At 72.9% G+C, this 25,198-nt stretch carries 20 protein-coding genes; 8 read left to right on the top strand and 12 right to left on the bottom strand.

What is annotated here, in order from left to right; all coding sequences use genetic code 11:
* Window positions 1-35: 35 nt before the first annotated feature.
* Window positions 36-1,187 (bottom strand): acyl-CoA dehydrogenase family protein, encoded by a 1,152-nt coding sequence (locus LG634_RS25450; protein WP_226736683.1) that lies wholly within the window; start codon window positions 1,185-1,187, stop codon window positions 36-38.
* A 177-nt stretch (window positions 1,188-1,364) separates the two neighbouring features.
* On the bottom strand, window positions 1,365-2,762 hold the full coding sequence (locus LG634_RS25445; RefSeq protein ID WP_226736681.1) for a hypothetical protein: 1,398 nt from the start codon (window positions 2,760-2,762) through the stop codon (window positions 1,365-1,367).
* 356 nt (window positions 2,763-3,118) lie between these two features.
* Here LG634_RS25445 and LG634_RS25440 point away from each other — a divergent pair, with 356 nt between their 5' ends.
* Complete coding sequence (locus LG634_RS25440; protein ID WP_308072663.1) at window positions 3,119-4,354, top strand: ATP-grasp domain-containing protein; 1,236 nt, start codon at window positions 3,119-3,121, stop codon at window positions 4,352-4,354.
* Window positions 4,355-4,469: 115 nt separating this feature from the next.
* Window positions 4,470-6,530, top strand: coding sequence for a thioredoxin domain-containing protein (locus LG634_RS25435; protein WP_226736677.1), 2,061 nt, complete (start codon window positions 4,470-4,472; stop codon window positions 6,528-6,530).
* Between the two features lie 42 nt (window positions 6,531-6,572).
* On the opposite strand, the gene trhA is transcribed toward LG634_RS25435, so the two are convergent.
* Window positions 6,573-7,223, bottom strand: coding sequence for a PAQR family membrane homeostasis protein TrhA (trhA, locus tag LG634_RS25430; RefSeq protein ID WP_226736675.1), 651 nt, complete (start codon window positions 7,221-7,223; stop codon window positions 6,573-6,575).
* A gap of 231 nt (window positions 7,224-7,454) precedes the next feature.
* Between trhA and LG634_RS25425 the strand changes: the two genes are divergently transcribed.
* Entirely contained in the window at window positions 7,455-9,281 is a 1,827-nt protein-coding gene (locus LG634_RS25425; RefSeq protein ID WP_226736673.1) for a phosphoenolpyruvate carboxykinase (GTP), read from the top strand.
* A 138-nt stretch (window positions 9,282-9,419) separates the two neighbouring features.
* Here LG634_RS25425 and LG634_RS25420 read toward each other — a convergent pair whose 3' ends face one another.
* From LG634_RS25420 to LG634_RS25405, 4 genes are all read right to left on the bottom strand, one after another.
* Window positions 9,420-10,037, bottom strand: coding sequence for a hypothetical protein (locus LG634_RS25420; protein WP_226736671.1), 618 nt, complete (start codon window positions 10,035-10,037; stop codon window positions 9,420-9,422).
* Window positions 10,024-11,583 carry a substrate-binding and vWA domain-containing protein gene (locus tag LG634_RS25415; RefSeq protein WP_226736758.1) on the bottom strand — a complete coding sequence of 520 codons (1,560 nt, stop codon included), beginning with the start codon at window positions 11,581-11,583 and terminating at the stop codon, window positions 10,024-10,026. Before LG634_RS25415 ends, LG634_RS25420 begins: the two co-directional genes overlap by 14 nt.
* Before the next feature lie 83 nt (window positions 11,584-11,666).
* Window positions 11,667-12,863: a toxic anion resistance protein gene (locus tag LG634_RS25410; RefSeq protein WP_226736670.1), complete on the bottom strand. Its 1,197-nt coding sequence runs from the start codon at window positions 12,861-12,863 to the stop codon at window positions 11,667-11,669.
* A gap of 14 nt (window positions 12,864-12,877) precedes the next feature.
* Window positions 12,878-13,966 (bottom strand): substrate-binding domain-containing protein, encoded by a 1,089-nt coding sequence (locus tag LG634_RS25405; RefSeq protein WP_226736668.1) that lies wholly within the window; start codon window positions 13,964-13,966, stop codon window positions 12,878-12,880.
* Between the two features lie 166 nt (window positions 13,967-14,132).
* Between LG634_RS25405 and LG634_RS25400 the strand changes: the two genes are divergently transcribed.
* Window positions 14,133-14,597 carry a hypothetical protein gene (locus LG634_RS25400; protein WP_226736666.1) on the top strand — a complete coding sequence of 155 codons (465 nt, stop codon included), beginning with the start codon at window positions 14,133-14,135 and terminating at the stop codon, window positions 14,595-14,597.
* A gap of 99 nt (window positions 14,598-14,696) precedes the next feature.
* Here the strand turns inward: LG634_RS25400 and LG634_RS25395 are convergent, their stop codons facing one another.
* Together LG634_RS25395 and LG634_RS25390 are read right to left on the bottom strand one after the other, a co-directional pair.
* Complete coding sequence (locus LG634_RS25395; protein WP_226736664.1) at window positions 14,697-15,086, bottom strand: SCO4983 family protein; 390 nt, start codon at window positions 15,084-15,086, stop codon at window positions 14,697-14,699.
* 135 nt (window positions 15,087-15,221) lie between these two features.
* Window positions 15,222-16,433: a pyridoxal phosphate-dependent aminotransferase gene (locus LG634_RS25390; RefSeq protein ID WP_226736662.1), complete on the bottom strand. Its 1,212-nt coding sequence runs from the start codon at window positions 16,431-16,433 to the stop codon at window positions 15,222-15,224.
* 308 nt (window positions 16,434-16,741) lie between these two features.
* Between LG634_RS25390 and LG634_RS25385 the strand changes: the two genes are divergently transcribed.
* Together LG634_RS25385 and LG634_RS25380 are read left to right on the top strand one after the other, a co-directional pair.
* Window positions 16,742-17,692: a LysR family transcriptional regulator gene (locus LG634_RS25385; RefSeq protein ID WP_226736660.1), complete on the top strand. Its 951-nt coding sequence runs from the start codon at window positions 16,742-16,744 to the stop codon at window positions 17,690-17,692.
* Window positions 17,693-17,900: 208 nt separating this feature from the next.
* The gene (locus LG634_RS25380; protein ID WP_226736659.1) at window positions 17,901-19,268 is read left to right on the top strand and encodes a carbohydrate-binding protein; all 1,368 of its coding nucleotides are present in this window, start codon (window positions 17,901-17,903) and stop codon (window positions 19,266-19,268) included.
* Window positions 19,269-19,380: 112 nt separating this feature from the next.
* Here LG634_RS25380 and LG634_RS25375 read toward each other — a convergent pair whose 3' ends face one another.
* Both LG634_RS25375 and LG634_RS25370 read right to left on the bottom strand, forming a co-directional pair.
* Window positions 19,381-20,973: an N-acyl-D-amino-acid deacylase family protein gene (locus tag LG634_RS25375; protein WP_226736657.1), complete on the bottom strand. Its 1,593-nt coding sequence runs from the start codon at window positions 20,971-20,973 to the stop codon at window positions 19,381-19,383.
* A gap of 9 nt (window positions 20,974-20,982) precedes the next feature.
* On the bottom strand, window positions 20,983-22,269 hold the full coding sequence (locus LG634_RS25370) for an alanine racemase (RefSeq protein ID WP_226736655.1): 1,287 nt from the start codon (window positions 22,267-22,269) through the stop codon (window positions 20,983-20,985).
* A 120-nt stretch (window positions 22,270-22,389) separates the two neighbouring features.
* On the opposite strand from LG634_RS25370, the gene LG634_RS25365 reads away from it, so the two are divergent.
* Together LG634_RS25365 and LG634_RS25360 are read left to right on the top strand one after the other, a co-directional pair.
* Window positions 22,390-23,196, top strand: a complete 807-nt coding sequence (locus tag LG634_RS25365) for an IclR family transcriptional regulator (RefSeq protein ID WP_226736653.1) — start codon at window positions 22,390-22,392, stop codon at window positions 23,194-23,196.
* 10 nt (window positions 23,197-23,206) lie between these two features.
* The gene (locus LG634_RS25360; RefSeq protein WP_226736651.1) at window positions 23,207-23,626 is read left to right on the top strand and encodes a RidA family protein; all 420 of its coding nucleotides are present in this window, start codon (window positions 23,207-23,209) and stop codon (window positions 23,624-23,626) included.
* A gap of 101 nt (window positions 23,627-23,727) precedes the next feature.
* Here the strand turns inward: LG634_RS25360 and LG634_RS25355 are convergent, their stop codons facing one another.
* Entirely contained in the window at window positions 23,728-25,071 is a 1,344-nt protein-coding gene (locus LG634_RS25355; protein ID WP_226736649.1) for a M14 family metallopeptidase, read from the bottom strand.
* Window positions 25,072-25,198: the final 127 nt, after the last annotated feature.

Raw genomic sequence — 25,198 nt, 5'->3', positions numbered from 1 at the left:
TCGGTGACGTGCCGGCGGCCGGTCCCGGCCGCGCTTCACAGGGCGTCGGCGATCGTCATCTCGATGACTTCGGAGGACCCTTCGTAGATCCGGAGGGACCGGATCTGGCGGTAGAGCCGCTCCATCGGACTGCCGGCGACGAGCCCGGCGGCACCGAAGATCTGGACGGAGGCGTCGACGATCTCGCCCGCGGCCTCGGTGGCGTAGAGCTTGGCCGTGGAGGAGTGCCTGGCGTGATCGTGGCCGAGGTCCGAGGCCCAGGCGGCGCGGGCGGTCAGCAGCGCGGCGGCCGAGAGCTTGACGTCCATCTGTGCGAGCGAGGACCTGACGAGCTGGAGATCGGCGAGCCGGCCGCCGTACGCCTTGCGGGTACGGGCATGGTCGCGGGCGAGCCGGAAGGAGCGCCGGGCGAAGCCGAGCGCGGCGGCGGCCACGGTCGCGCGGGCCCGTTCGAGGATGTCGAGCGCGACCACGAGGCCCTGGCCGCGCTCGCCGAGTACGGCCTCGGGGCCCACGCGGACGTCGTTGAAGGCCAGCTCGGCCCAGGAGCGGGGCGCGATCGCGCCGATGGGCTCGGCTTGGAGGCCGGGGGCGTTGCCGTCGACCACGAAGGTGGTCAGGCCCAGCGGTCCCGGGCCGTCCCCCGTGCGCGCGAGGACGACGCACACATCCGCGATGTCGCCCTGCGCGATCCAGCTCTTGGTCCCGTTGAGGACGAACCCGTCTCCGTCGGGGGCCGCCGTGAGCACCGCGGCGGCGAGGTCGGAGCCCGCGCCGGGCTCGGAGAGCGCCAGGGCCCCCGCGCGGGTCCCGTCGGCCAGGCCCGGCAGTTCACGGCGACGCTGCTCGTCCGTGCCGTGGCGGGCTATCGCGGCGGCGGTGAGCTCCTGGATCGAGTACGCGAAATCGGCCAGGTCCTCGTGATGGGCCAGGGCCTGGCGCCTCAGGCACAGGGACCTCAGGTCGGAGTCCGGCTGGTCGGGGTCGAGGTGGCGCAGCCAGCCCGACCGGCCGAGCTCGGCGAGCAGAGACCGTCCGGCGGCGGCGGGATCGGTGGTGTCCAGCGTCGCCCACGCCTCTGCCCGGGCCGCGCACCACTGCCCGATCTCGTGGGCGAGCGCGCGGTGGGCGTCGTCGTACAGCGGCAGAGCGAGGACATCGGGGTCGAACACTTCAGCAGGACTCATCGTGATCCTCACTCGGATGGTCGATGCGGCGACCGGCTCGGAAAAGGGATGGAAGAGGGCATCGAGCCGATCGGTTCGGCCGACTCCGGCGGATGAGGCGGGCTCCTGCCGAAAGGCCGTCCGCCGCGTCAAAGGGAAGCTACGGCCACTCCGGCGCCGGGTACGTCCGCGACAAGTTCATCCGCCGGGGCGCATGGCAGGTACGGCACTCCGGTGCCACTGCGCACGCTGTTTACCCGGATCGGCGTGGAATCCGGATCCGAGAAGTACTCCGCGATCGAGATTGAGTACCGTGATGTCGCCGTCTGCGGGGGCGCAGCGGGTCAGAAGTCCGCCGTATCCGGACGCCATCAGAAGGACGCCCCAATTGACGATCCAGGGGTGCAGTCTCCCGTCGGGACCGGGGAAGAGCTCGGGTTCCGGGTGGACGCGCCGTTGCACCACGTACGGGCCGTCGAGGGCGTCCTGGAGCAGCCTCCGCCATTTCTCCGGGGTGATCTCCGAGTCCCAGCCGGGGACGATTCCCTGGCCGCCGTGCAACAGCACGGGCTTGAGGATGAGCTCCTGCTGACGGGCCACCGCGTGATCCAGCAGCGGGGTTTCGGTACCGTCCTCCAGAATGACGTTTCCCGAGGTCACAGAGGACGTCCAGGGCAGCAGCCGGTCGATGACATCCCGTTCCTCGTCCGAGAACAGATGACGGTTCCCGCGGTCGGAGAGCATCGCCAGCGCGGCTTTGCTGCCGTACAGCTCCGACTCGATCGAGGTGAACATGCGCACCTCGCCGGCCTCCAGTGCGCCCAGCAGGGGCTCGAGGAGCGCGTCGGTGTCGTCGTCGAGCAGGTCCTCGATCATGAACTGGCGGTAGACGACGTCGACCGGGCGCTCCCCGAGCCAGAGCCTTCCGCTGTGCCGCTCCAACTGCGCGACGTGACACGGGTGCGCCTCCATGCCGCGCTCCGCCCACACCTGGACGAGAACGTTGAAGTAGCGCTCCGTCTCCTCGTAGTTGCCGGGCCATTCGGTCAGCGCGACGACGGGTCGGGCATCGGGCGCAAGGCCCGTCTCCTGCCGGACGGTGCGGATCTGCTCCGCCACCGTGTCGATGTAGGAGAGCTCTTCCTCGGCGACGAACCGGCTGAACTCGGGGTCCGCGAGGAGGCCGCGGCAGGCCTCACCGCCCTCGAAGCCGACCGTGCTGCCCAGGTTGAACTCCATGACCCGGAAACCCGATCGATCCAGGTAGAGATCCGCCCGCCCCATGGTGGTCGGCGCACCGGCCGCAGCGGTGGACGAGCGTTCAATGGCGCGTATCTGCGACTTCTCCATGCCGTTCGCACGGGCGAAGGCGGCGATGTCGCCGCCGAAGAGCCGGCGCGGCAGGCTGTGGAGCGCTTCGCGCAGCACTTCCAGGTCGCGTGTCAGCTGCCGGATCTCGTCCGCGCCGAGAAACACCGGACGAAGGGCGTGATTCCCTCCGGTGATCAGGCGTATGAATTCGCTCTCCTGGACCGGGCGCATGACGTGCCCGAACCGCTCCAGATATCTCTCGGTGAGTGCGTGCTCGCGTGCCATTCTCGGTAACTCCCCTCAGGGCCGGATCTGCATCCGGACCGGCGTCAAGAGTGGCACGGGAGGGGTTCGCATCACCTCATCAAGATCGGTAGTCGAGCAGGTGGCGGGTCAACGCGCCGGGTAATCCTTGCGCATACCCGATCCGTTTTCTCGTAAGCCGGATGGATCGCGGATATGAGCCTGTCGTGGACGCGCGGAGTGCGGGTGGGTTTTTAGGTTGCATTCCCATGTCCGCGTCGTCGCCCACCAGCGCGGCATCTTCCCGGTACGACCCGGATCCACCTCTCAGGGACCAGCCCGACTCAGAAGGGAAGCAGTAGACGATGCCGACGAGCCTCGATACGCGAACGAATCGAGTGGCGATTGTCGACGCCTATTCGACAGGGAGTTTCCTGCCGGCCGTACTGGAGCAGTACGGCATCGAGTGCGTGCACGTCCGGTCGCCCCATCCCGACGTCATCCTGTCGCGCGACCCCGAGGGTTTCGTCCACGACGTCCGCCACGACGGCGACGTGGCGGCGATGGCGTCCGTCCTGCGCGAGCACGGGGTGAGCCATGTGATCGCCGGTCAGGAGGCGGGTGTCGAGCTGGCCGACCAGCTCTCCGCCGAACTCGGGACTCCCGGCAACGGGATGACCCGGCCGACGGCCCGCCGCAACAAGTACGAGATGGTGCTGGCGTTGCGCGACGCGGGCCTGGCACACGCGGCCAGCATGGTCTCGAGCGATGCCGACGAGATGGTCGCGTGGGTCGAGGCGACGGTGGGCTATCCGGTCGTCGTGAAACCGGTCGCCAGCTCCAGCACGGACAACGTCGTGGCGTGTTCGTCCCCGGAGCAGGTTCGCGCTGCCCACGAGAAAATCATGAACAGTGCCGATCGGCACGGGATGCCCAACACGACGGTGCTCGCGCAGGAATTCCTGGAAGGGGATGAATACTTCGTCAACACCGTCAGCCGTGGCGGCGGGCACCACACGGTTGAGATCTGCCGGTATTACAAACTTCGCATCCCCGGCGGCCACATCATCAGCGACTACAACGAGCCGCTGGCACCGGACGATCCGATTGCCAAGGAGCTGGAGTCCTACACCCACCAGGTCCTGGACGCCCTGGAGGTTCACAACGCGGCCGGTCACACCGAGGTCATGCTGACCTCCAGGGGGCCGGTGCTCGTCGAAAGCGCCGCACGCATGGGCGGTGGCCAGGTTCTCGACATCAACACACGCTGCTACGGCACCAACCAGGTGGAGCTCCTCGCTCTGTCCGTGGCGAAACCGGAGGAATTCGACCGCCTGCCCACCACCGCGTACCGGATTCTGGAGCACCATCGCTTCGTGCACCTCATCAATCCGAGGGAACACGGCGTCGTCCCGTCCCGCGAGGCGATGGCCGCCATTCGCGCTCTGCCGTCCCACGTCTTCACCGTCATGAGGCATCCGGAAAGGAAGCAGATTCCGCGGACGATCGACATCGCCACACAGCCGGGGTTCGTATTCCTCATGTCCGACGACCCGGCTCAGGTCGTCGCCGACTATCGGCAGCTGCGGAAGATCGAACGGGACTTCCTCTACGAACCCGACCGGCCGATCTGAGGGGACCCGGCCGGCGCCTGCGGTCCCGGCCGCGGGGGCTGTGCGCAGCCGTGTGGTCCGGGGCTCCCGGGTTGCGGTGCCGGCCGGGCGGTCGCCGCCGTGCGACGATGCGGATATGAATCGCCTGGCCAACTCCCAGTCACCGTACCTGCTTCAGCACGCCGGCAATCCGGTGGACTGGTGGCCCTGGGAGCAGGAGGCGTTCGAGGAGGCGAGGCGGCGCAACGTACCCGTTCTGCTGTCGGTCGGCTACTCGGCGTGCCACTGGTGTCACGTCATGGCGCACGAGTCCTTCGAGGACGAGGCGACGGCCGCGTACATGAACGAGCACTTCGTCAACGTCAAGGTGGACCGGGAGGAGCGGCCCGACGTCGACTCCGTCTACATGGAGGCGGTGCAGGCGGCGACCGGGCAGGGCGGCTGGCCGATGACGGTGTTCATGACCCCGGCCGCCGAGCCGTTCTACTTCGGCACGTACTTCCCGCCCGAGCAGCGGCACGGGATGCCCTCGTTCCGGCAGGTGCTGGAGGGCGTGCAGAACGCCTGGACCGGCCGGCCGGACGAGGTCGCCGAGGTGGCCGGGCGGATCGTGCGGGACCTCGCCGGGCGGCAGCTCGACTACGGGAAGGCCGCCGTGCCCGGCCCGGAAGAGCTGGCGCAGGCGCTGCTCGGGCTGACCCGCGACTACGACGCCGTGCACGGCGGGTTCGGCGGCGCCCCCAAGTTCCCGCCGTCGATGGCGGTCGAGTTCCTGCTGCGCCACCACGCCCGCACCGGCGCCGAGGGGGCCCTCCAGATGGCCGCCGACACCTGCGAGGCGATGGCCCGCGGCGGCATCTACGACCAGCTCGGCGGCGGCTTCGCCCGCTACTCGGTGGACCGCGCCTGGGTGGTGCCGCACTTCGAGAAGATGCTGTACGACAACGCCCTGCTGTGCCGCGTGTACGCCCACCTGTGGCGGGCCACCGGCTCCGACCTGGCCCGCCGGGTGGCGCTGGAGACGGCCGACTTCATGGTGCGGGAGCTGCGCACGCAGGAGGGCGGGTTCGCGTCCGCGCTCGACGCCGACAGCGAGGACCCGGCGACCGGCGGGCACGAAGAGGGCGCGTACTACGCGTGGACGCCCGCGCAGCTCGCCGAGGTCCTCGGCCCCGAGGACGGGGCGCTGGCCGCCGGGTACTTCGGGGTGACCGAGGAGGGCACGTTCGAGCACGGGAAGTCGGTGCTCCAGCTGCCGCAGGACGGCCCGGCGGTGGACGCGGACCGGCTGGCCGGGCTGAAGGAGCGGCTGCTCGCGGCCCGCGCCGGGCGGCCGGCACCGGGCCGCGACGACAAGGTGGTGGCCGCCTGGAACGGTCTGGCGATCGCCGCGCTCGCCGAGACCGGCGCCTTCTTCGACCGGCCGGACCTGGTGGAGCGCGCCACCGAGGCCGCCGACCTGCTGGTCCGGGTGCACTTCGACGCCTCGGCCGGCCGGGCCCGGCTGGCCCGCACCAGCCGGGACGGCCGGGCCGGGGCCAACGCCGGCGTGCTGGAGGACTACGCCGATGTCGCGGAGGGCTTCCTCGCGCTGGCCGCCGTCACGGGGGAGGGGGTCTGGCTGGAGTTCGCGGGCTTCCTCACCGACCTGGTCCTGGACCGGTTCACCGCCGAGGACGGCACCCTGTACGACACCGCGCACGACGCCGAGCAGCTGATCAGGCGGCCGCAGGACCCGACGGACAACGCCGCGCCGTCCGGCTGGACGGCTGCGGTGGGCGCGCTGCTGTCGTACGCCGCGCACACCGGCTCGGAGGCGCACCGCACGGCGGCCGAGCGGGCCCTCGGGGTGGTGCACGCGCTGGGTCCGCGGGCGCCCCGGTTCATCGGCTGGGGACTGGCCGTCGCGGAGGCGCTGCTCGACGGGCCGCGGGAGGTCGCGGTCGTGGGCCACCCGGAGGACCCGGCGACGGCCGCGCTGCACCGCACGGCGCTGCTGGGCTCGGCGCCCGGAGCGGTCGTTGCGGTGGGCGCGCCGGCCCGGCCCGGGGACCGGGAGGCGGAGTTCCCGCTGCTGGCGGACCGGACCCTGGTCGGGGACCGGCCGGCGGCGTACGTGTGCCGGCACTTCACGTGCGAGCGGCCGACGACCGACCCGGCGGAGCTGGCCGGGCAGCTGGGACCGGCCCGCGGGTAGCGGAGGGCCGGGCGGGGGCGCGGGGGGCGGTTCCCCAGCGCCTCACGCGTGCGAGTAGGCCGCCAGCGAGATCCCCACGTAGTGGGTGACGAACGCGGCCAGGGTCAGCGAGTGGAAGACCTCGTGGAAGCCGAAGAAGCGCGGCGACGGGTCGGGCCGCTTGAGCCCGTAGATGACCCCGCCCGCGCTGTACAGCAGCCCGCCGACGACGACCAGCACCAGCACCGCGATCCCGCCGGTGCGCAGGAAGTCGGGCAGGAAGAAGACCGCGGCCCAGCCCATCGCGATGTAGCAGGGGGTGTACAGCCAGCGCGGGGCGCCGACCCAGAAGACCCGGAACGCGATGCCCGCGGCCGCCGCGATCCACACCGCCCACAGGAGCGTCCGTCCGGTGGAGGGTGGGAGGAGCAGCACCGTCAGCGGGGTATAGGTCCCTGCGATGATCAGAAAAATGTTGGCGTGGTCGAGCCGCCGCAGCACGGCTTCGCCCCGCGGACCCCAGGTGCCCCGGTGGTAGATCGCGCTCACGCCGAACAGCAGGCACGCGGTCAGGATGTAGACGCCGCACGCCACCCGGGCCCGCGTCGACTCGGTGAATGCCATCAGGACCAGCCCTGCGACCAGCACCGCGGGGAACATCCCGGCGTGCAGCCAGCCGCGCATCAACGGCTTGACGGGGGCGAGTGAAGTCATGGCCACATGCTACCTACGGGTCCGTAGGTTTCCGCCCGGCGCCCCGATAGTGCGCTTTACGGAAGATTGACGGAAGTGGCGATGCTCACGTGAGAGGTCCTCTGGACATATGCGCACACGCACCGGATGATCAGATGAGTGCGGTCGGCACCGGATGAGCGGAGCGCGAAGCGTCCGGGTCGCAGCCCCCACGGGGCATACACCAAACGAATCCCTCAACAAGGAGCAATCGTGGCGCGCGACAACGCGGCTCCCACTTCCGTCCCGACGAACCACACGGAGCTCGTCTCCTGGGTGGAGGAAATCGCAGCCCTGACCGAGCCCGACCGGATCGTCTGGTGCGACGGTTCCGAAGCCGAGTACGAGCGCCTGTGCGAGGAGCTCGTCGAGAAGGGCACGTTCAAGAAGCTCGACGAGGTCAAGCGCCCGAACTCGTACTACGCCGCCTCCGACCCGACCGACGTCGCGCGCGTCGAGGACCGGACCTTCATCTGCTCCGAGAAGGAGGAGGACGCGGGCCCGACCAACCACTGGAAGGCCCCGGCGGAGATGAAGGACATCTTCGCGGGCGAGAAGGGCATCTTCCGCGGCTCCATGAAGGGCCGCACGATGTACGTCGTGCCCTTCTGCATGGGCCCCCTCGGCTCCGAGCTCTCCGCCATCGGCGTCGAGATCACCGACTCCGCGTACGTCGCCGTCGCGATGCGCACCATGACCCGCATGGGACAGCCGGTCCTGGACGAGCTCGGCAGCGACGGCTTCTTCGTCAAGGCCGTCCACACCCTCGGCGCTCCGCTCGCCGAGGGCGAGGCCGACGTGCCGTGGCCCTGCAACACCACCAAGTACATCTCGCACTTCCCGGAGACCCGCGAGATCTGGTCGTTCGGCTCGGGCTACGGCGGCAACGCCCTGCTCGGCAAGAAGTGCTACGCCCTGCGCATCGCGTCCGTCATGGCCCGCGACGAGGGCTGGCTCGCCGAGCACATGCTCATCCTGAAGCTCACCCCGCCGCAGGGCGAGGCCCGCTACGTCGCCGCCGCCTTCCCGTCGGCCTGCGGCAAGACCAACCTGGCCATGCTGGAGCCCACGATCCCCGGCTGGACCGTCGAGACCATCGGTGACGACATCGCCTGGATGCGGTTCGGCGAGGACGGCCGCCTCTACGCGATCAACCCCGAGGCCGGCTTCTTCGGCGTCGCACCCGGCACCGGCGAGCACACCAACGCCAACGCCATGAAGACGATGTACGCGAACACCGTCTTCACCAACGTCGCGCTCACCCCCGACGGCGGCGACGTCTGGTGGGAGGGCATGACCGAAGAGGCGCCCGCCCACCTGATCGACTGGAAGGGCAACGCCTGGACCCCGGAGTCCGGCACCCCGGCCGCCCACCCCAACGCCCGCTTCGCCGTCCCGGCCTCGCAGTGCCCGACGATCGCCCCCGAGTGGGAGGACCCCAAGGGCGTCCCGATCTCCGCGATCCTCTTCGGCGGCCGCCGCGCCTCCGCCGTCCCCCTGGTCACCGAGTCCTTCGACTGGAACCACGGCGTCTTCATCGGCTCGAACATCGCCTCCGAGAAGACCGCCGCCGCCGAGGGCAAGGTCGGCGAGCTGCGCCGCGACCCGTTCGCCATGCTGCCGTTCTGCGGCTACAACATGGGCGACTACATGGCCCACTGGGTGAAGGTCGCCGCCGACAAGGACCAGGCGAAGCTCCCGAAGATCTACTACGTGAACTGGTTCCGCAAGAACGACGCGGGCAAGTTCGTGTGGCCCGGCTTCGGCGAGAACAGCCGCGTCCTGAAGTGGATCGTCGGCCGCCTCGACGGCACCGCCGAGGGCGTCGAGACCCCCATCGGCGTCCTGCCGACCAAGGCGGCCCTCGACCTCGACGGCCTCGACATCTCCGAAGCCGACCTGGAGTTCCTCCTCACGGTCGACAAGGAGGTCTGGCGCGAGGAGGCCGCCCTGGTCCCCGAGCACCTCAACACCTACGGCGACCACACGCCGAAGGAGCTGTGGGACCAGTACCACGCGCTCGTCGAGCGCCTGGGCTGATCCGCCCCGCCCCGTCACACCGGGGCGACCGAGAACGTGGGAGCCCCCGACCAAGCGGCGCCCACCGCGATGGGAATCCCCGACCACGGCATTCCCGCCGCAGCACACCGCCCGTCTGACCGGTCCTGTCCGGCCGGATCAGGAGCGTCCGCGCTCCTCCAGATAGGCCGTGTGCGTCTGCTGACGGCGGGCCTCCCTGTCCTGGAGGTCCGCCGTCAGGCGTTCCGCCTCGCCGAAGAGCACCGTCAGCTGCCGCTCCAGGTGCCGCTCCGGCGGCTCGGCGCCCGGCTGCAGACGGTTCCACCAGCGGGCCCGGTTGTAGGTGTCCACGCACTCCGGCAGGTCCCGGCGCACCGCCCGCGCCAGGACGTGCACCGCCTCCGGGTCCGTCGCCAGCACGTCCGCCACCCAGCCCGGGTCGAGCAGCGCCTCGTACCGGGCCAGCAGCTCGGTGAGCCGGCCGGCCGCCGCGGGCGGCAGCTCCACCTCGTCCAGGTAGCCGCGCAGCGCCGCGAAGTCCCCGCGCAGCGGGTCGAACTCCTCCGCCGGGTCGAACTCCGGGACGACCGGCCGGTCCGGCGGCGCGAGCAGCGCGCCCGCGCCGTACAGCCCGGCCACCACCACCGGCCAGTACGTGCCCGCCAGCCCGGTGAACGTGAGGGCCAGCCCGGCCAGCCCGCCGGCGCTGCCGGCCAGGTTCTTGCGGGACTCCAGCCAGGCCAGCACCCGGCCGCCGAAGCTGCTACTGGTAGCCACGGATCTCCTCGAAGGCGCCGTCCAGCGAGCCGTTCCCGCCGGTCGCGTCGAACAGCCGGCCGCCGGTCAGCTCGGCGATGTGCGCCAGCTCGGCACGGTCCGAATCGCCGAACAGAACCGCGAACACCGGGGTGTTGCGCTGGTCCGCCGGCAGCTTCGCGTAGAACTCGTCGAAGTGCCCCGCGGCCACGCCCTCCGTGTTCTCCCCGTCCGTCATCAGCACGATCGAGGTGAACGCGTCGGCGCGCTCCTTGCCGAGGTGCCGGTAGGCGGCCTCCAGGCTGCTGTACACGGCCGTGCCGCCCTCCGGGCGCAGCGCGGCCACGTCGGCCGTGATCGCCTTCAGCGCCGCACCGGGCCGCCCGGGCTCCACCACGTGCGTACGGACCGACTTCACGTCCGAGCCGAACGGCACCAGCGTCACCTCCTCGCGGTCCCGGAACCGCCGGCCCGGCGCCGAACTCCCGGTCCCCGTCAGCTCGGTGAGCGCGTCCCGCAGGCGGCCGATCCGGTTCCCGTCCTCCATCGACCCCGACGTGTCGAGCACGTACACGGTCCGCGACGGCCGCCGCAGCTCGTTCTCGTAACTCGCGAGCAGCCCGTCGGCGACCGAGCGGGAGCCGGGGAACGGCAGCTCGCGCCGCTTGTCCGCGGCCAGCCCCGGCGCCGGCGCCACCCCGGGCGCCACCGGACGCCGGAACGTCTCCGCCGTGATCGTCCGCTGCACCACCGGCCGCCGCAGGTACGCGGTCAGCGCCCGGCCCGACGCACGCGCCCCGGCCGGGGCGGAGGCGAGCAGGGTGAACGGGTAGTCCGCGGTCACCACCCCGTCGCGGGGCCGGATCACCGTCAGCCCGGCGTTCCCGGTCCGGTTCATCGACGTCAGCACCGACTCGTAGTTGACCAGCGCGTCCACCGTGCCGCGCCGCCGGTACGCGTCGGCCAGCCAGCCCGACGAGCCCGAGGTCAGCTGCTGCCCGGTGAAGAACTCCTTCAGCTGCGGCGAGGCCTTCCTCACGTCCGCGTCGGTCAGCGCGGCCTGCGCCCCCGACAGCCCCGACGCCACGGAGACCAGCGCGGCGAAACCGGAGTTGGAGCGGACCGGGTCGGTCATCCCGTAGGTCAGCTTCCCGGCGGCGACCGCGTCGTGCACGGCCCGCCAGGTCACCTCCGCCGGCTTCCAGCCCAGCCGGGCCACCGCAGAGGTCTTCACCCCCAGCGCGACCGGCGAGGTCATCACCGGCGTCTCCGAGGCCAGCTTCCCCGCCGCCTCCGGCCGCAGCCGCAGGTAGTCGTTGGACGACAGCCAGGCCGCGTCGTACCGGCCGTCGGCCTTGCCCGAGGCCACCAGTTCGGCCGCGTCCAGGGTGCCCATGGAGGTCAGTTCGACGGTGACGCCGGTCTCCTTGCGGGCCGCCGCCAGCACGTCCTTCATGTCGTCGAGCTCGCTGGAGGCCAGCACCCGCAGGGTGCCCTCCCGGTAGACGCTCTCCTGCTCCGGCTCGTCCTCGGCCGTGCACGCCGCGACGCCCACGAGCACCGCCATCGCCACGACCAGCGCGACCAGTTGGTGGCCGCCGTACGCGGACCGCCGCAGCCGCCCGTCGAAGGCGCCGAAACCGTCCGGCATCATGCGCCACCGCCTTCCGGCGCACCCGCGGTACGGGTCCGCGCCAGGTGCGCGGACGCCGCCTGCAGCTCGCCGGTCAGCGCCTCGACGGTGGCCGCCATGCTCTCGGTGGCCTGCACCTTGTACGTGTCGATCGCGTCGAGCGTCTTGTAGATCTGCCCGAACGCGGCCCGCAGCGTCTCCGCGCCGACCGCCGGGTCGGCCGCGATCCGCTGGATCTCGCCGCTCTGCGAGCCGATCATCTCGGCGTTGCCGCGGATCAGGTCCTCGGTGGTGCTGCGCAGCGTGTCGACCTGCTCGATGACCTTGCGCTGGCCGTCCAGCGCGGAGGCCAGCATCACGGCGATCCGCAGCGCCGACACGGTCGTCGTCGCCGCCCGCTCCACGCCCTTGATCAGCTCGTCGTTGTTGCGGCGCACCACGTCCATCGCCAGGTAGCCCTGCGCGCACACGGCCAGCTGGGTCAGCAGGTCCTGGTGCTTCTGCCGGACCGGGAACAGCACGTCCGCGCGCAGCGCGTCGGCCTGCGCCGGGTCGCCCGGCTCGGTCTCGGCGATCCGCTGCGCCACCGCCCCGTCCAGGGCCTCGGTCAGCACGGCGTACTCCTGGAGCCTGCCCATCGTCTCCCAGAGCCGGGTCCGCTCGGTGTGCAGCGCCGCGTTGTCGCGCCGCAGCTCGTCCTGGCCGCTGCGCAGCGAGCCGACGATCTTGTTCAGGGTGGCCTGGGAGGAGGCGTACTTGGCGACGTGGTCGCGGAACCTGCTGCCGCCCGGCAGCTTCGACAGCAGTCGGCCGACGCCCTTGCCGGGCCGGTCGCGCGGGTCGAGGTCCCCGACGGTGCGGCGCAGCTCCACCAGGGAGCCGGCCACCCGGGCCTGCGCGTCGCCGTCCGCGTCCCGGCCCAGGGCCCGCACGGCCCGGTCGAGCATCCGGTTGGACTGCTGGGCGGCACTGCGGATCTCCCCGGCGCCGAGGCCGGCGATCTCGCCGATCCGGGCGGCGAACTCGGGGGAGCGGGCGTCGAGTCCGGCGAGGCCGCCGACGTACTCGCCGGCCCGCCGGGCCATCTCCTCCTGCACGCCGTCCTGTAGCGGCACCAGCCCGGCGGCCTGCTCCTTGCGGACGGCGGGCACCGGCTCGGGCGCGGTCAGCACCAGCGGTGCGTCCCCGGGCGGGGTGAGCGGGGTTGCGGTCACGGTGTCCTTGCCCTTCAGTTCGTGCCCGTGGCCCGGCGGGCGAGCGCCTGCAGGACGGGGAGGGTCGGCGCGCTCACCTGGCGGATTCCGCTCAGCTCCCGGGCGAGGTATCCGGTGTGCTGCGCGGTGGCGGCGGCGAACTCGGCGCGGGCGCCCTGCGGGCGGAACCCGTGCCTGACGGCCAGCTGCCGCAGCCGCTTGTCGTTGGCCAGCAGGTCTCCGAGCGCCCGGGCGTCGTCGTTGAACGGCACCAGGGTGTGGTCGCTGTTGACCGTGGTGTCCGGGTAGAGGACGACCAGGTCGCCGGGGTCCTGCTGCTGGAGCAGCAGGGCCGCGATCTGCGACTCGTACACGAGGATCAGCGGGTCGCCGGCGCCGCTGATGAAGTCCCGGAACGGCTCGTCGGTGCTCTGTGCCAGGGCCCCCTGGACGGCGTACAGCTTGCGCATCAGCGGGGCGTTGGCGGCGATCGCCGCCTCGTCGGCGACGGTCTTGGTGCCGTTGGCGACGAAGGAGGTGGCGGAGAGCCAGAGGGCTCCGGAGTTGGAGGTGTTGGGGTCGGTGGTCTTCACGAAGACCGTGCCGGTCAGCTCGGGGTGCCCGGCGGAGCCCTTGAGCTGCTGCCAGGTGCGGTCCTCGGCGGCGGCCTTCAGATAGGCGCCCATCCGCAGCCGGCCGGTGTGCGCGCCCTTCAGCTGCGCGAGCCCGTTGTCGGCGAGCACCTTCGCCGCGGCGCTGCGGGTCACCACGACCAGCGGGGAGTAGAACGGGCGGGCCGGCTGCGCCCCCTTCGGCGCGGCCTTCGCCAGGATCCGCCGGGCCGGCTCGCTGCTGCCGGGGAAGGCGAAGTCGTACTCCTTCAGGGGCAGCCGGTCCATGGCCCACGAGCCGGACGTCTCGGTCTGCACGGTGAAGCCCTTGTCGGCCAGGGCCTTCACGACCTCGGGGTCGGTGAAGAACTCGCTCTTCTCCGATCCGATCACTCCGCGCACGGTCTTCGTTGCCGTGCCGTCTGAGCCCTGACCTCCGCGACCCGCGATGACGGCGGCGGCCACGCCACCGATCAGCACGATCGCCAGGGCGATTCCCAGGATGCGTCTCACGGGGGCAGCGTGCTCGCGGAAACCCACATTCCAGAGGGAGTTGGGTGAACGACCGGTGACGAAGCGGTCCCCGTTCGGCTGCCGGGCGGTGTCCTGCGGCCCGGCCCTGCCGCACGGCGGGCGGCCGATACGGGTTCGGGCGGCGGTGGCTGGGAATGATCGGGCCATGTCGTACGGCAGACCCGGTGCACGTCCGGGTGAGTGGCGCGGGTGGCAGGTGGCCCTCGTGCTGGTGGCGGCGCTGCTGGTGTTCGCCCCGTTCGTGCTCTACTCGTGGGCGGCCATCGGGCCGCAGACGCGCCCTGAGGCGCAGGAGACGCGTGAGGCGGCCGGCCCGCCCGCGCGCGACGTGGCCCTGACCGGATGCCGAGTGGATCCGGCCACCCGGCGGGTGTCGGCGGAGATAGCGGTGACGGCGGCCGCGGCGCACCGGGGCACGTACCGGGTGACGGTGGACTTCCGGCGGGCCGAGCAGGCGGCGGGCGAGGGCGCGAAGGGCCTGGCGCTGGTCGACGTACGGGAGGCCGCGGCGGGCGCGGTGCGCAGCGGGCGGGCGGTGGGGCCGGTGTGGCCGCGCGGGGTGGTGCCGTACTGCGGGGTGTACGCGGTGGCGGTGACGGCGGGTCCGTGAGGGCTCCGGCCGTCCGGCCGTGCGTCGTGGCTCCCGGGCCGTCCGCCCGTGCGTCGTGGCTCCCGGTCCGAGGCCTCCGCGGCCCCGGACCGGGGCCGATCAGGAAGCCGCGGCGAGGTCCAGCGCGGCGGTGTGGGCGTCCATGCGCTCGGCGGCGAGGATCGCGGCCGAGGTGTCGGGGCGCGAGGCGGCGACGAGCAGGGCGCGGGCGGCGGTGTCGTGGGCGCGGCGGTGCAGGGCGGCGGAGCTCTGGCGGCTGTGGCCGGCGTGCCGGGCCGGCGGGGCGCCGCGCAGTCGGGCGACCTGGCGGGCGATGGCCTCGGCGGGTTCTTCGAGGCCGAGTTCGTCGGTGAGGGCGAGCAGTGCGGACAGGTGCCCGGCCAGCTGGATGTCCAGCTCCTCACCGCGGCTGCGGTGCGGGAAGTCGGCCGGGCGACCGGCGCGGCCGGGCACGCCGTGGCCCGGCTTGGTGCGGGTCGGTTCGTACATGGATGGCCTCCTGGCAGGGTCAGGAGGCCAATCCTACCTTGGATCGGTTCTAAAGTAGAGATCGGTCCAGTTTTTGTCGGGTCTTTGCCGGGCGTCCGCTGGGGACGCCCGGCGCCGGGATCCGGGAGGTGCGGGCTACGGCTGGCCGTACCCGTCGAGGAAGCTGCCGATCCGGGTGACCGCGTCGGCCAGGTCCTTGGCGTTCGGCAGGGTGACGATGCGGAAGTGGTCGGGCTCGGGCCAGTTGAAGCCGGTGCCGTGCACCACCATGATCTTCTCGGCCCGGAGCAGGTCGAGGACCATCTGCCGGTCGTCCTTGATCTTGTAGACGGCCGGGTCCAGGCGCGGGAACAGGTAGAGCGCGCCCTTGGGCTTCACGCAGGTGATGCCCGGGATCTGCGTCAGCAGGTCGTACGCCGTGTCCCGCTGCTCCAGCAGCCGGCCCTCGGGCAGCACCAGATCGGTGATCGACTGGCGGCCGCCGAGCGCGGTGGCCACGGCGTGCTGGGCGGGCATGTTCGCGCACAGCCGCATGTTCGCGAGGATCGTCAGCCCCTCGATGTACGAGGCGGCGTGCGACTTCGGGCCGCACACGGCCATCCAGCCGGAGCGGTAGCCGGCCACCCGGTAGTTCTTCGAGAGCCCGTTGAAGGTCAGGCACAGCAGGTCGGGGGCGATCGCCGCGGTGTTCGTGTGGGTGGCGCCGTCGTACAGGATCCGGTCGTAGATCTCGTCGGAGCAGACCACGAGGTTGTGGCGGCGGGCGATGTCCGTGAGCCCGCGCAGCATCTCGTCGCCGTAGACGGCGCCGGTCGGGTTGTTCGGGTTGATGATCACGAGCGCGCGGGTGCGGTCGGTGATCTTGCGCTCGATGTCGGCGAGGTCCGGCATCCAGTCGGACTGCTCGTCGCACCGGTAGTGCACCGCGGTGCCGCCGGCCAGGCTGACGGAGGCGGTCCACAGCGGGTAGTCCGGCGCCGGGACGAGCACCTCGTCGCCGTCGTCCAGGAGCGCCTGCATGGACATCTGGATCAGCTCGGACACGCCGTTGCCGAGGTAGATGTCCTCGACGTCCAGCTCGATGCCCTTGGTCTGGTAATGCTGCATGACCGCACGGCGTGCCGACAGCAGGCCCTTCGCGTCCCCGTACCCGTGGGCGTTGCCCAGGTTGCGGAGCATGTCCTCGAGGATCTCGGGCGGGCACTCGAAACCGAATGCCGCGGGGTTGCCCGTGTTCAGCTTGAGGATGCGATGACCTGCTGCTTCGAGCCGCATGGCCTCTTCGAGAACCGGGCCGCGGATTTCGTAGCAGACATTGGCGAGCTTCGTTGACTGGATCACCTGCATGACGGGAGCTTACGGCCCCCCTCCGCGCCCCGCCCCGTGTTTTGCCGCGCCGTAGCCCCGCCTAAATGTCCCGTTTCGGGCAACCTTTGGCCGCGACCCCCCTCCCCCCTTGGAAACGGATGCCCGCCGCGCCTCCGGACCTGCGGATTGCGCTCCCCGCGGGGCGCGCGTGGGTGGCGGTGTTGCCCTCGTCACTGTGGCGGGAGGGGTGCCGCCCGGAGGGGGCCGCGGGCCCCTCCGGAGTGCGGACGCGGCCGGGGGGTGCGCGACCGTAGCGCCGGGGTGGTGGTCTGGACCAAGCTTTTCCCATGGACTTGGAGTTGAGGCATCTCAAGACGGTCCGGACGATTGCGGATGAGGGCTCGCTGACCAAGGCGGCCACCGTGCTCGGGCTGGCGCAGCCCGCGCTGAGCGCGCAGCTCAAGCGGATCGAGCGGGCGCTGGGCGGGCTGCTGTTCGAGCGGGGACGGGACGGGGTGCGGGCCACCGCGCTCGGGGAGCTGGTGCTGGAGCGGGCCCGGGTGGTGCTGCCCGCGGTCTGCGGGCTCCAGGAGGAGGCCGTGCGGTTCGCCGCGGCCGGGGCCGGCGGCGGCTACCGGCTCGGCGGCACCCACGGCCCGCTGCTCGGCGGCCTGGTCGACCGGCTGGCCGCCGCCGACCCCGGCGCGCCCGTCACCACGCACACCTCCTGGTCCGAGCGGGACATCGCCGGGGCGGTCACCGCCGGCCGCCTCGACTTCGCACTCGTCGGCGTCTGCGGCGAGAGCGCGCCGCCGGAGGCGGGCCGGCTGGCGTGGGCGGAAGTGGCCCGCGACCCGGTGTACGTGATGCTGGCCGAGGACCACCCGCTGGCCCCCCGCACCGAAATCGAGCTGGCCGAGCTGGCAGCCGAGGCCTGGACGGACGTACCCGGCGACGGCTGCTTCGGCGACTGCTTCGCCGCCGCCTGCGTCCGGGCCGGATTCACCCCGGCCTGCGTGTACGAGACCGACACCGCCTCCTGCGTCCACCTGGTCCAGGTGGGCCGGGCGGTCGGGCTGTGCCGGGCCACCTTCCCGGCCACCCCCGGCCTGGTCACCCGCCCGCTCACCGGCACCCCGCTGACCTGGCGCCACCTGCTCGGCTGGCACCCCGACGCGCCGGCCGCCCCCCGCGCACCCGCCGTCACCGCCCACGCCCGCGCCGCCCACACGGCGGCCCTGGCCCGCAGCGCGGGGCGCACCGCGCGGGTGCAGGGCCCGGCGCCGGACCGGGCATAGCGCCGGGGAAGGGGTCAAGTGGAGGGTGGGGGCGGCGAGTTGGGCTTCCTACGGTGAGGGGAATCCCCATCTCGCTCCCCCCAGGAGACCCCCCATGCATCGCTTCGATCCCCCCGGCCGCCCCGGCCGCCCCGATGGCCCTGACGGCCCCCGACGCCCCGCCCATTCCGGCGCGACCACCACCGGCCGGCCCCGGTCCGTTGCCCCGGTGCCGGCCCGGCGGGGGCTCCTGCCCGGGCGCGGGCGGGCCGCCGGTGCCGGGGTCGCGGCCCTGGCGCTCGCGCTGACCGGGCTGTACGCCGGGCAGTCGGCGGGGGCGGCCGCACCCGCCGCCAAGTCCGCGACGGTGGCGCTCGGGGCCGCCGCCGCGCCCGCCGAGGTGCTCGGCGCCATGCAGCGGGACCTCGGACTGACCCGCGCCCAGGCGGTGACCCGGCTCGGGAACGAGGCCGAGGCCGGTGCGGTCGCCGCCCGCCTCCAGGCCCGGCTGCAGGGCGCGTACGCCGGTGCCTGGCTGGACGGCGCCACCTCCGCCACCCTGACCGTCGCCACCACCCGCAGCGCCGACACCGCCGGGATCCGGGCGGCCGGCGCGCGGGCCGTCGTCGTCGGCCGCAGCCTCGGCGAGCTGGCCCGCGGGAAGGCGGCCCTGGACCGGGTCGCGGGCTCCGACACCCCCGTCCGGTACGTGGACCCGCGCAGCAACGCACTGGTCGTCGAAGAGGTCCGGGCCGGGGCGGGCGCCGCGGCGGCGGTCCGCGCCGGGCTGCGGCCGCAGGACGTCCGGATCGTCCGGGTGCAGCAGGCCCCGCGCCCGCTGTACGACCTGCGGGGCGGTGACGCGTACTACATGAACGGCTCGGGCCGCTGCTCGGTCGGCTTCCCGGTGACCCGCGGCACCACCCACGGCTTCGCGACCGCGGGCCACTGCGGCCGGGCGGGCACCACCACGACCGGCTTCAACCGGGTCGCGCAGGGCTCCTTCCAGGGCTCGACGTTCCCCGGCAGCGACATGGCCTGGGTGGCCGCCAACAGCCAGTGGACGGCCACCCCGTACGTGAAGGGCTCGGGCGGGGCGAACGTCCAGGTCACCGGCTCGGTGCTGCAGCCCGTCGGCGCGTCGGTGTGCCGGTCCGGCTCCACCACCGGCTGGCACTGCGGCACCATCCAGCAGCACGGCACGAGCGTGACCTACCCGGAGGGCACGATCTCCGGCGTGACCCGTACTACCGTGTGCGCCGAGCCGGGCGACTCGGGCGGCTCGTACATCTCCGGCAGCCAGGCGCAGGGCGTCACCTCGGGCGGGTCCGGCAACTGCTCCAGCGGCGGCACGACGTTCTTCCAGCCGCTGAACCCGCTCCTCCAGACCTACGGGCTGACCCTCCGGACCAGCGGGACCGACCCCGGGCCCGGCCCCGGCGACCCCGAGCCCGGCGGCACCTGGAAGGCCGGCACGGTCTACGCGGCCGGTGCGACGGTCACCTACGGCGGGGCGACCTACCGCTGCCTCCAGGGGCACCAGGCCCAGCCGGGCTGGGAGCCCCCGGCCGTCCCGGCCCTCTGGCAGCGCGTCTAGCCACTGCCCGCACGCCGGTGCGCCGCGGCCGCCTGAGGGGGGCGCCCGCGGCGCACCCCTTCCGGCGGCCGGCCGGCCCACAAGCCCGGGGCTCCGCCCCGCACCCCGGTCCTCAAACGCCGGACGGGCTTGATTTGCCACAGGCCCGGCGGACCGAGCGGCCTGCCAGGACATCCGTGCGGCGCCCCTCGCGGATGACGAAGCGGCCGTCGATCAGCACGTGGGGGATGCCCAGCGGGAGGGCCCGCGGCCGGGCGTACGTGGAGCCCGCCGCGACCGTCAGCGGATCGAAGAGGACCAGGTCCGCGCGCAGCCCCTCGCGGACCAGGCCGCGGTCGCGCAGCCCCAGGCGGGCCGCGGGCCGGGCCGAGAGGTGGGCGACGCACTGCTCCAGCGTCAGGACGCCCAGCTCGCGGACGTAGCGGCCGAGGTAGTGGGGGAAGGTCCCGTACGCCCGCGGGTGCGGCTTCGCGCCCTGGAGGATGCCGTCCGAGCCCCCCGTGTGCACCGGATGCCGCATGATCGCCCGCACGTTGTCCTCGTGGCCGACGTGCTGGAGCACGGCCGTGCCCAGCCGGTCGTCGAGCAGCAGCCGCCGGGCCGTCTCCCAGCCGTCCAGCCGCCGCCCCACCAGGTGCCCCAGGGACGGGTCCCGGACCCCGGAGACCTCTATCGAGGACCAGTCGACCGGCACCCCGTGGCAGCCGTCCGACCCGGTCACCTCCATCGCCGTACGGATCCGCCCGGCCGCCACCGGATCGGCCAGCCGGGCCAGCACCGCCGCCGGCCCGCCCTCGTTCGCCCAGGACGGCAGCAGCGCCACCAGCGTGGTGCAGCCCGGCGTGTACGGGTACGTGTCGAGCGTGATGTCCGCGCCGGCCGCCAGCGCCGTGTCCAGCAGGGCCAGCAGCTCCCCGGCCCGGCCCGCGTTCTCCGGGAAGTTCATCGTCGCGTGCGCCAGGTGCAGCGCGCAGCCCGCCGCCCGGGCCACCGCCACCGTCTCCGCGTACGCCTCCAGCGCCCGGTGCCCGTACGAGCGGTGGTGCGGGCACCAGTAGCCGCCGTACCGGGCCACCACCGTGCACAGCTCGGCGAGTTCGGAGCCGTCCGCGTACATCCCGGGCGTGTACGTCAGCCCCGACGACATGCCGACCGCGCCCTGCTCCAGGCCCTCCGCGACCAGCTGCCGCATCCGGTCCAGCTCGGCGGCCGTCGCCGGTCGGTCGTCCCAGCCGACGGCGTACGCGCGGACCGTGCCCTGCGGCACCAGATAGGCGGCGTTGACGGCGATGCCCCGGTCGAGCCGGTCGAGGTACCCGCCGACCGTCCGCCAGTCCATGTCGAGGTCCGCGCCGTCCCCGTTCCACCCGGCGATGGCCGCCCGCACCCCGTCGAGGGTGCGGGCGTCGGCCGGCGCGTACGACATCCCGTCCTGGCCCAGCACCTCCAGGGTGACGCCCTGTGCGGCCTTCGCACTGTGGTCGGGGTCCCGCAGCAGCGCCAGGTCGCTGTGCGCGTGCATGTCGGTGAAACCGGGCGCCAGCGCCAGCCCGGCCGCGTCCACGGTCCGCCGGCCGCCGAGCGGCACCCGGCCCGGACGCCGCCGGATCTCGGCGATCCGGCCTTCGTGCACCCCGACGTCCGCGGTGTACGAGGGCCCGCCGGTGCCGTCGACGACGCGTGCCCCGCGCAGCACGAGGTCCACGGCGGCCGCCTAGAAGAACGTGCGGACGTAGTCGACGGCCGTACCGTCCGCGTCGACCAGCGGGATCAGCGGCCACTTCTCGAAGATCGTGCACGGGTGCGACATGCCGAGCGCCACCCAGTCGCCGACCTGCACCGCGTCCGCCGTGTCGGTCTCCAGCCAGGCGTGCTGGTCGGACAGCTTCACCACGCGGATCCCGGCGGCGTCCCGCGCGGTCCCGTCGAGTCCGTCGCGGACCGCCGTCACCTCCGGCAGCCCGAGGTCGTACGCGATGTCCCGCTTGCCGGCGTTCAGGAACGCCTGCCCGGGCGCGGGCCGGGAGACGACCTGCGCCCACAGCCGGAACGCCGGCAGCAGCCCGCCCTCGTCCGGCACCCGGTTGAACGGGGTCAGCCGGGTGTACCAGCCGTGGTCGTGGGAGACGTACGCGCCCGACCGCAGCAGCTTCAGGACCGGCCGGGACAGCTCGGGGAGGTCCGCGAACACCTCGGCGACGGAGTCGAACCAGGCGCTGCCGCCCGCGCTCACCACGATCTCCTCGACGTCGGGGCCGAACAGCCCCGCCTTGTCGAACTCCGCGGCCAGCCCGGTCAGCCGGCGCAGCCACGCCGTCACCTTCGCCCCGTCGGCGTCCGGCACCTCGGCCTCGTAGCCGGCCACGCCCACCAGCCGCAGGTGCGCCGCCGCGGCCGCCGCGCCGGCGACCTCCCGGCAGTCGGCCTCGGTCCGGGCGCCGGTCCGGGCCCCCTCGCCGCCGCCCAGTTCCACGACCACGTCCACCGGACGGGTGGCGTCCGCCGCGGCCAGCGCGCGGTCCATCAGCTGCACGCCGCGCACCGAGTCCACGTAGCAGACGAACCGGAAGCCGGGGTCGGCGGCGAGCTCGCCGGCCAGCCAGCGGAGCGCGGCCGGGTCGACCAGCTCGTTGGCGAGGAAGATCCGCGAGATCCCGAACGCCCGGTAGACGCGCGCCTGGTGCGGCACGGCCGCGGTGATCCCCCAGGCGCCGTGCGCGAGCTGCCGCTCGAACAGCTGCGGCGCCATGCACGTCTTGCCGTGCGGCGCGAACGCCAGCCCGTGCCGGGAGCTGTACTCCTCCAGGGCGCGCAGGTTGTGCTCCAGCGCGTCCGCGTCGAGGGTGAGGACCGGGGTGGTGAACCCGCCGGTGAACAGGTCCCGGCGCTGCCCGGCCAGCTCGCCCACGGTCAGGCCCGCGGCCCCGGCGTCCGGCGGGAGACCCTTGAAGCGGTGGTCGACGGGCTCCTGGGCGAGGGCGCGGACGGCGTCGCCGGCCATGGGTTCCTCCTCCTGACAGGCACGTTGCACGATCCGCAACGCGCGTTGCACAGACTGCTGCACGCTGTCTAACATCCCGGGTGACGACGGGTCAATGCGCGGCACCGGGGGAGGACGTACGTGAGCCAGAGCGTCGAGCGGGCCCTGCGGATCCTGCCGCTCCTGGCCCGCGGACCGGCCGACCTGGGCCGGGTCGCCGACGAACTCGGCGTCCACAAGAGCACCGCGCTGCGGCTGCTGCGGACCCTGCACGAGCACGGCTTCGCGTACCGGCAGCCCGACCACCGCTACCGGCTGGGCGCCCGCCTCTTCACCCTCGCCGCCGAGGCCGTCGAGCACCTCGACATCCGCGGGATCGCCCACCCCCACCTGGTGGAACTGGGCGAGCGCACCGGGCACACCGTCCACCTGGCCGTCCACCAGGACGACGAGGTGCTGTACATCGACAAGGTGGACAGCCGTTACCCGGTGCGCATGTACTCCCGTATCGGCAGGCCGGTCGCGGTCACGGTGGCCGCCGTCGCCAAGCTGCTGATCGCCGACCTGCCGGCCGCCGAGCGCCGGGCCCTGGCCGAGCGGCTCGACTACCCGGCGTACACCGCGCGCTCCACCCCGGACGCGGCCGCCTACCTGCGCGAGCTGGAGACCGTACGGGCCCAGGGCTGGGCCGCGGACCTCGGCGGGCACGAGGAGACCATCAACTGCCTGGCCGCCCCGGTCCGCGGCCCGGACGGCCGGGTCGTGGCCGCGCTCTCGGTGTCCGCGCCGGCCGTGCTGCTCCCGGCCGGGGAGCTGCTCGCCCTGCTGCCGCTGGTTCGCCGTACCGCCCTGGCCGTGGGCCGCGACTACAGCGGCGAGACGCCGGACCGGCCCGAGACCCCGGGGGCGGCGGACGCCTCCGGCACCGACGAAGCGCACGAACAGTGAGGACCCGCCCGTGAGCGAGCAGTTCCCGAAGACGGCCGTCACCCCCGCCGGCCACACCGCCCCGCCCGCCGCGTTCTCGCACGGCGTCCGCAAGGGCAACATCCTCCAGGTTGCCGGCCAGGTCGGCTTCCTCCCGGCGGTCCCCGGACAGCCGCCGACCCCGGCCGGGCCGACCCTGCGCGAGCAGACCCTCCAGACCCTGGAGAACGTCCGCGCGGTGCTGGAGGCCGGCGGTGCCGGCTGGGACGACGTGATGATGCTGCGCGTCTACCTCACCGACACCGGCCACTTCGCCGAGATGAACGAGATCTGGAACGCCTACTTCGAGGAGCAGGGCCTCAAGGAGGCGCCGGCCGCCCGCACCACCGTCTACGTGGGCCTGCCCGCCGGCCTGCTCGTCGAGATCGACGCCCTGGCGGTCCTGGGCTGACCGGGCCGGCCGCCCGGCCCGGAACGCACCGAGGGCCGGCTCCGCACGGGGGCCGGCCCGCGGCGCACGCTCAGGCGTCAGGACTCAGGAGCCGTCAGGGCTCAGGAGCAGTACTGCGCCTCCTTGCCGATGGACCGGTACATGCAGTCCGCGTTCTCCAGCAGCTGGAGCACGGCGTCCCGGTTGCGCGCGGTCTCGCGCTCGATGACCTCGTCGGGCGGGTAGAAGCCGCCGCCGCCGGACTCCGGGTACATCTCGAAGGTGTATCCGAAGATCTTGTGCACGCCCCACAGGTAGTCGTCGATGGTGCCGTCGGTGATGTAGAGGTCGCTGGACTGCTCGGGGGTGTAGCCGTTGCTCGCGGCCATCCCCTGGCCGACCTTCTTGAAGGCCGCCAGGTCGTCGGCGGTCAGGCCGGGCGCGGTGTCGTTGTAGGTGTAGCCGAACGGCCAGAGCACCAGTTCGCTGTACGTGTGGAAGTCGATCGCGGCCTTGATCTGCTGCTTGCCGCCCACGACCCGGCTGCGCACGAAGTCGGAGACCACCTTCACCTCGGGGGCCGACTCGGCGGCGGTGCCGCGGTAGGTCTCGGAGCTCTTGCTGCCGCTGGAGCCGCCGCAGCAGCCCCACTTGTAGTTCCAGTTCCGGTTCTCGTCGGTGCCGACGTACGAGGAGCCGGAGTTGGGCTGCCGGTTCTTGCGCCAGGACCGGTACGAGCCGGAGGCGATGTCGTACTCGCCGCCGTCCGGGTTGAGGTCCGGGATGATCCAGATCTCGCGGTTGTTCACCATGTTGGTGATCCGGGAGTCGCTGCCGTAGCCGGCGCCGAACTCGCGCAGCAGGTAGAGCGCCATCTCGACGGTCAGGTGCTCGCGGGCGTGCTGGTGGTGGGTGAACAGGACCTCGGGCTCGGCCTCGTCGGTCGCCACGTTGTCGCTGATCTTGATGGCGACCAGGTCGCGGCCCTGGTACGACTTCCCGATGACCCGCTTGCTCATGATGTTCGGGTACGCCGCGAGCCGCTGCTCGATCTCCGCGCTCATCTCGGCGTAGTTGTGGTACCGCGAGTCGGCGGACGGGAAGTCCATCGGGGAGGCGGCGACCCCCGGCAGCGAGCGCTCCGGGGGCCCGGGCAGCGGGGTCAGCTTGTAGCCGCGGGCCCGGAGCTTCTTCGCCTGGAGGGTGTCGGCGCTGACGACCACCGTGTGGTCGTGGACCTCGTCGATCGAGACCCCGTAGGCGAGCAGGGCGGTCCGGTCGGCGACGGTGGCGGGCCCGTGGACCGTGTACTGGACGATCGCCTCGTCCTGGGTCGCGGTGGAGGGGCTGGGCGGTGCGGAGGCGGTGGCACTGGTGCCGAGGGCGGGTGCGCCGAGGGCGAGTGCGAGGACTGCCGCCAGGGTGGCGGCCTTCCGGCCCCGGCTGCCGCGGATGCGTAGCCGCATGCGATCTCCTGGGTGTGGAGGTGTGGGGGTGGCTCCGTGCGGACGCGCACAGCGTGCGCCTGTGTCATGTCCGGGTCAAGAGTTCGGTTCCGGCCAGCGGCGGGGGGGGGGGGGGGGCGGGCCCCGG

Source organism: Streptomyces bambusae, from assembly GCF_020532645.1.
GTDB classification, from domain to species: domain Bacteria; phylum Actinomycetota; class Actinomycetes; order Streptomycetales; family Streptomycetaceae; genus Streptomyces; species Streptomyces bambusae.
This window is presented reverse-complemented; position numbering and strand designations above follow the sequence as displayed.

Coding starts and splice junctions, on each gene's coding strand:
- trhA (WP_226736675.1), bottom strand. CDS start 7,223: ATGACTTCACTCGCCCCCGTCAAGCCGTTGATGCGCGGCTGGCTGCAC.
- LG634_RS25395 (WP_226736664.1), bottom strand. CDS start 15,086: ATGTACGAACCGACCCGCACCAAGCCGGGCCACGGCGTGCCCGGCCGC.
- LG634_RS25400 (WP_226736666.1), top strand. CDS start 14,133: ATGTCGTACGGCAGACCCGGTGCACGTCCGGGTGAGTGGCGCGGGTGG.
- LG634_RS25390 (WP_226736662.1), bottom strand. CDS start 16,433: ATGCAGGTGATCCAGTCAACGAAGCTCGCCAATGTCTGCTACGAAATC.
- LG634_RS25435 (WP_226736677.1), top strand. CDS start 4,470: ATGAATCGCCTGGCCAACTCCCAGTCACCGTACCTGCTTCAGCACGCC.
- LG634_RS25385 (WP_226736660.1), top strand. CDS start 16,742: ATGGACTTGGAGTTGAGGCATCTCAAGACGGTCCGGACGATTGCGGAT.
- LG634_RS25415 (WP_226736758.1), bottom strand. CDS start 11,583: ATGGCGGTGCTCGTGGGCGTCGCGGCGTGCACGGCCGAGGACGAGCCG.
- LG634_RS25445 (WP_226736681.1), bottom strand. CDS start 2,762: ATGGCACGCGAGCACGCACTCACCGAGAGATATCTGGAGCGGTTCGGG.
- LG634_RS25450 (WP_226736683.1), bottom strand. CDS start 1,187: ATGAGTCCTGCTGAAGTGTTCGACCCCGATGTCCTCGCTCTGCCGCTG.
- LG634_RS25355 (WP_226736649.1), bottom strand. CDS start 25,071: ATGCGGCTACGCATCCGCGGCAGCCGGGGCCGGAAGGCCGCCACCCTG.
- LG634_RS25370 (WP_226736655.1), bottom strand. CDS start 22,269: ATGGCCGGCGACGCCGTCCGCGCCCTCGCCCAGGAGCCCGTCGACCAC.